Annotated in this window: 6 protein-coding genes; 4 read left to right on the top strand and 2 right to left on the bottom strand. The window is 37.2% G+C overall.

Annotated features, from left to right (window positions below; translation table 11 throughout):
- On the bottom strand, window positions 1-780 hold a 780-nt coding region (locus Q0X89_RS00175), incomplete at its 3' end, for an aminotransferase class I/II-fold pyridoxal phosphate-dependent enzyme (protein ID WP_297690586.1).
- Between the two features lie 156 nt (window positions 781-936).
- Here Q0X89_RS00175 and Q0X89_RS00170 point away from each other — a divergent pair.
- Both Q0X89_RS00170 and lpdA read left to right on the top strand, forming a co-directional pair.
- A complete protein-coding gene (locus tag Q0X89_RS00170) occupies window positions 937-1,398 on the top strand; it encodes an Lrp/AsnC family transcriptional regulator (protein ID WP_297690585.1) in 462 nt (153 codons plus the stop codon).
- Window positions 1,399-1,529: 131 nt separating this feature from the next.
- Complete coding sequence (lpdA, locus tag Q0X89_RS00165; RefSeq protein ID WP_297690584.1) at window positions 1,530-2,936, top strand: dihydrolipoyl dehydrogenase; 1,407 nt, start codon at window positions 1,530-1,532, stop codon at window positions 2,934-2,936.
- Window positions 2,937-2,993: 57 nt separating this feature from the next.
- On the opposite strand, the gene Q0X89_RS00160 is transcribed toward lpdA, so the two are convergent.
- A complete protein-coding gene (locus Q0X89_RS00160) occupies window positions 2,994-4,178 on the bottom strand; it encodes a heparan-alpha-glucosaminide N-acetyltransferase domain-containing protein (RefSeq protein WP_297690583.1) in 1,185 nt (394 codons plus the stop codon).
- A gap of 124 nt (window positions 4,179-4,302) precedes the next feature.
- Here Q0X89_RS00160 and Q0X89_RS00155 point away from each other — a divergent pair, with 124 nt between their 5' ends.
- Together Q0X89_RS00155 and Q0X89_RS00150 are read left to right on the top strand one after the other, a co-directional pair.
- Window positions 4,303-4,836: an NADPH-dependent FMN reductase gene (locus Q0X89_RS00155; protein WP_297690582.1), complete on the top strand. Its 534-nt coding sequence runs from the start codon at window positions 4,303-4,305 to the stop codon at window positions 4,834-4,836.
- A gap of 114 nt (window positions 4,837-4,950) precedes the next feature.
- On the top strand, window positions 4,951-5,316 hold a 366-nt coding region (locus Q0X89_RS00150; RefSeq protein WP_297690581.1), incomplete at its 3' end, for an ATP-binding protein.

Here is a 5,316-nt window from a genome sequence, read left to right as displayed (position 1 = left end):
TCTAAGACTATCCAGAGTGCTTCCCAGAAGCATACCGGCGCCATCATGCACATCCTTTAAGCTAAGGCAAAATTCCTTAGAACCGCATACTGCTCCTGCTACACTATCACTTGTTCCATTTATAAATTTGGTAAGGCTATGGATCACTATCTCTGCGCCTAGTTTACACGGAGCAATGGATAAAGGTGAAAAAGTATTGTCAACAACCAGAGGAATATTATACTTTTTGGCCAATTTGGATAGTGCACTGATATCGGCTACTTCCAATAAAGGATTGCTTATAGATTCACAAAATATCATTTTTGTTTTGGGCGTAATTGCCTTTTCTACAAGTTCTGTTTTTGTGATGTCCACAAAGGAAGTATTGATATTGAATTTTCTCAGAAAATTTTTCATAAAAGCATAAGTGCCCCCATATATAGTCCTGCTACTCACAATATGGTCATCCGAATTACATAATTGAAGGATAACCGCTGTAATTGCTCCCATACCACTTGCCGTAACGTTGGCCGTTTCTGTCCCTTCCAGAGCTGCGAGAGCTTCTCCTAAATATAGATTAGAAGGGGATGAGTGCCGGCTGTATAAATAGCAACCTTCTGTATTCCCTTCAAATGTGTCAAACATTGTTTTGGCAGAAAGGAAGGTATAGGTAGATGAATCTAACATTGTTTTGGCAGAAAGGAAGGTATAGGTAGATGAATCTGAGATAGACGGATTTACACCCCCAAATTCCCCAAAATTGTGCAATTCCTGAATTTTATCTGTCGCATTATGTTTCATAACAGTATCTGATTTTATAACATATAAAATTATTTAAATACCGTTTAAAAAACAACTATTAGTAAAAATAATAGAAAATAAAACTATATATTTAACTGATAATAGAATATATATCACTAAATAAGTTTAATTCGTAGTTTTTGATGTAAATAAATCATGATTAAAATAGATTCAAAAGACAGGGAACTATTGACCCTTCTTCAAGAAGACAGTAAAAGGACCACAAAGGAATATGCAAATAGGCTGGGACTTTCAACGACCGCGGCATATGAACGGATAAAACGTTTGGAAAAATCGGGTGTGATTACCAAATATGTTGCTTTGGTTGATAAAACCAAGGTAAACAAAGCATTTATGGTTCTTTGTCATGTTAAACTGATCCAACATATTAAAGATTATGTACTTCAGTTTGAGCGGGAGGTAGTTCAATTGGAGGAAGTTTCTGAATGCCATCATACTAGTGGGGATTATGATTATATCCTTAAAGTTAATGTAAGTGATATGGAGGCTTACCGGGAATTCATGGTGACCAAGCTTACGGCTATAAAAAATATTGGGAGCACTCAGAGTTCTTTTGTTATCAATGAGGTAAAATACAGCACCGCAGTACACTTTTAATTAAAAAGTCGTACCATGTTCTCCTAAGCTCGACTTCACTTATGTCCTAATCAAAAACATTTGTACTTTTGTGATCTGATTTTCTGAATATCCCGTTATTAAACGAATCTTTTACTTTAAAAAGGAAGACTATGAATCAATATGATGTGGCCATTATAGGCTCTGGACCGGGTGGGTATGTAGCCGCCATTAGGTGCGCTCAATTGGGCATGAAAACTGCCATAATCGAGAAATATTCAACTTTGGGAGGAACCTGTCTTAACGTGGGCTGTATCCCTTCCAAAGCACTTTTAGACTCCAGTCATCATTATGAAGATGCAGTTAAACACTTCGAAGATCACGGCATAGAAATACCCGGGGATATAAAGATAAACCTTGAAAAGATGATTTCGCGCAAGCAAGCCGTGGTAGATCAGACAACTAAAGGGATTCAGTTTTTAATGGACAAAAATAAAATTGATGTATATGAAGGCACAGGTAGTTTTAAGGATGCCAATCATATCACCATAGCACCGACTAAAGGAAAGTCACAGACCATAGAAGCCAAAAATATTATTGTTGCAACGGGTTCTAAACCATCATCACTGCCGTTTATAAAACTAGATAAGGAACGGGTTATCACCTCTACGGAAGCTTTAAAGCTGAAGGAAATCCCTTCACATATGATCATTATTGGTGGTGGAGTGATTGGATTAGAATTGGGCCAGGTATATAAGCGATTAGGTTCTGAAGTTACCGTTGTGGAGTTCATGGACAGAATTATTCCCGGCATGGATGCTGCTCTTTCCAAAGAACTTTTAAAAGTCCTGAAAAAACAAAAAGTAAAATTTCTGCTTTCACATAAGGTTAAATCTGTTGAACGCACAAAGAATGAGGTAGTGATTAAAGCCGATGATAAAAAAGGCGCAGAAGTTGTTTTAAAAGGCGATTATTGTCTTGTATCGGTCGGTAGAAGGCCTTATACTGATGGTTTAAATGCGGAAGCCGCAGGTATTGTTTTAGATAAAATGGGTAGGGTAGAAGTGAATAACCACTTACAGACCAATATTCCTAATATTTATGCAATAGGTGATGTAGTCAAAGGTGCAATGCTCGCTCATAAGGCTGAGGAGGAAGGCGCCATGGTTGCTGAGATTATTGCCGGCCAAAAGCCGCATATAGATTATAATTTAATTCCTGGTGTTGTATATACATGGCCGGAAGTGGCTGCGGTTGGGAAAACGGAAGAAGAATTGAAAGAAGCCGGTGTGGAATATAAATCTGGTCAGTTTCCAATGCGAGCCTTAGGACGATCCAGGGCAAGTATGGATACGGATGGATTTGTAAAAATTCTTGCAGATAAGAAAACAGATGAAGTCCTTGGTGTTCACATGATAGGTGCCCGTTGTGCCGACTTAATTGCTGAGGCAGTCACGGCAATGGAATTCAGGGCCTCAGCAGAGGATATATCGCGTATGAGCCATGCACACCCTACCTATGCCGAGGCGGTAAAAGAAGCCGCGTTAGCTGCCACAGATGATAGAGCTTTGCACATCTGATTGCGTTAAATTATGAAGGTAAGCATCTAAAGTAAGTTGGATTTTTAAGCCAGTCTTTTAGCTTTTTACGAATCCAATAGATCGGAGTATCTTGAAAATTGTTATTTTCAAGGTCCTTTGCGTATAAATCAACCAGGGCTCCAGCCAATTCCCAATATCCTGGAGTGCAATATTTATGGTTTGTTTAATAGCATCTTCATTCCTGGCATAAAACAAGGATAAAGAAGTACATGCGAACATGAAAGCTATAACAGCGGGTATTAAAATTGCTGGTGATAGCGACTGGTAAAAGAATCGATACAGTCCAAGTCCTGTAAAACTTCCGTAGAGAATAATAAAATGAATAACATAGATAGACAAAGTGTTTTGTCCTATTCTAAGTACCATTCTGCTGGTTATGAATTGCCGTAAAAGCATAAATACGGCAAAAGCAATAAGTACATCTCCCAGTCTTATGAAAAGGTAATTGTTTGTTGCGATCGCTTCGAATAGCTGTATCCCCGTAATTGATGAGATTGCCAAAAAGAGATTTGATGAAAAAAAGATTAGCAATGTGCCCGCAAGTGCAGCAATGGAAATAGCTGCAGGATAAAGAAATTTGTAGTTTTTATATTGGGTAAAAAGATAGGAGAAAAAACCTCCAATAGCAGTATACCCAAACCATGGAATTATAGTAAATACAGAACCATTTGTTCTGGTAAAATAATTCGCCATGGCATCAGGAAGTAATTGAAAGGTCCAATTGGAATACACCGGCTCATAGCTGAAAAGCAAACAGCTAATAATAAGCAATGATAAAGGAAAAATGTACTTTTTACGCTTATAGGTTAACAAATACAAACCAATAATTCCAAGGATTGATAGTCCTATGATGTGAAGGACGTCAACCAGGAAGAAGGATGAATATAACTCTCCCTTTAATAATCCAAATATATTCAACCTTAGAAGATATCCAATAAACAGTAATTGAATACCTCGTTTGATACCTTTTTTTATCCTTGGATTGTCAAATCCTTTCTCCGGGACACGAATTAACAGATAGGTAAAAATAAATCCGGAAACGGTAAAAAACACGGGCGCGGTAATACCTCTGAAATACTTCCAAATAGTAAATATTAAGTTGTCAGGATCCCTGAATGCATTTTCTAAAAGTCCATCCACAAAATGCCCTTGGAGCATCATAAGAATTGCCCAAGCTCTCATGGCATCTATAAAAAACAGTCTTGCAGTTTTATTTCCCATACCTAATAACTATCCTATATACTTGTTTAGCAAGGTGTTTGGATGTTTAAAAATGCAAAATTAGCTAAATTACTGGTATTTAAGTCTCTTTTGAGGTATTTTCGTCAACTTAAAAATCTCACTTATGGCTGCATTATTAGCTATGGCCGGAAGCAATTCTGCCACATCAATAAACTTTAAATTAGTCAAATATACCGCTGGTTTAATAAGTGGGAAGGAAGTACAGCTTTTAAATATGGCTAATTATCCATTTCCCATGTATAGTGAGGATAATGAGCAGGAAATGGGCTTTTCAAATTCACTTATTGAATTGCGTAACGATATTATGAAAGCAAAAGGGGTCATTATCTCTGTAAATGAACATAATAGTAACCCTTCTGCATATTTTAAAAATGTTCTGGATTGGCTATCTCGTCTCGAAATAAAATTTTTAGAAGATACCGAAGTACTGTTAATGTCTACTTCTCCAGGTAAGCGAGGTGCGCAGGGTTCCCTGGAAATTATCACAAAATTATTACCCAGGTTTGGAGCCAATGTCTGCGCCACGTATTCATTGCCCTCTTTTTATCAAAATTTTGATGCGGATAAGGGTATCATTGATGAAGATCTTTCAGAAAAACATCGCCAGGCCCTGAATAAGTTTTTATCCAAAATCTGAAAATTTTAGTACTACTTAGCTATCCGGATATTAATATTCCTGTTCAAGAAAGATATCTTTCACAGATATCCCGAAAAGATTGGTTGCGGCCGCAACTTTGACTAATTTTACCAGGTGCTAAATCAATTTAGGGAACATATTGCTGTTAATTTTCCGGAGCTCCTTGAAAACCACTTCTTAGTTGCATGCAGCGGAGGTATAGATAGTGTGGTTTTAACGCATTTATGTGCCTTAAATAAAATGGACTTCTCTATTGCGCACTGTAATTTTCAGCTGCGTGGCTCTGAAAGTGACATGGATGCATTTTTCGTAGAAGATATGGCCAGGAAACTTGGAAAAGAAATATACATAAAAGATTTTGATACAGTTGGTTATATAAATACAAATAAAGTTTCACTTCAAATGGTAGCCAGGGATCTTAGGTACCGCTGGTTTGAAGAAATAATGACTATACACAAAATAAAAACCCTGGTTACGGCA

Source organism: uncultured Eudoraea sp. (assembly GCF_947258525.1).
Taxonomy (GTDB): domain Bacteria; phylum Bacteroidota; class Bacteroidia; order Flavobacteriales; family Flavobacteriaceae; genus Eudoraea.
Note: the sequence above shows the minus strand (reverse complement) of the source record. Positions and strands in the feature narration are given on the sequence as shown.

Coding starts and splice junctions, on each gene's coding strand:
- Q0X89_RS00170 (WP_297690585.1), top strand. CDS start 937: ATGATTAAAATAGATTCAAAAGACAGGGAACTATTGACCCTTCTTCAA.
- lpdA (WP_297690584.1), top strand. CDS start 1,530: ATGAATCAATATGATGTGGCCATTATAGGCTCTGGACCGGGTGGGTAT.
- Q0X89_RS00160 (WP_297690583.1), bottom strand. CDS start 4,178: ATGGGAAATAAAACTGCAAGACTGTTTTTTATAGATGCCATGAGAGCT.
- Q0X89_RS00155 (WP_297690582.1), top strand. CDS start 4,303: ATGGCTGCATTATTAGCTATGGCCGGAAGCAATTCTGCCACATCAATA.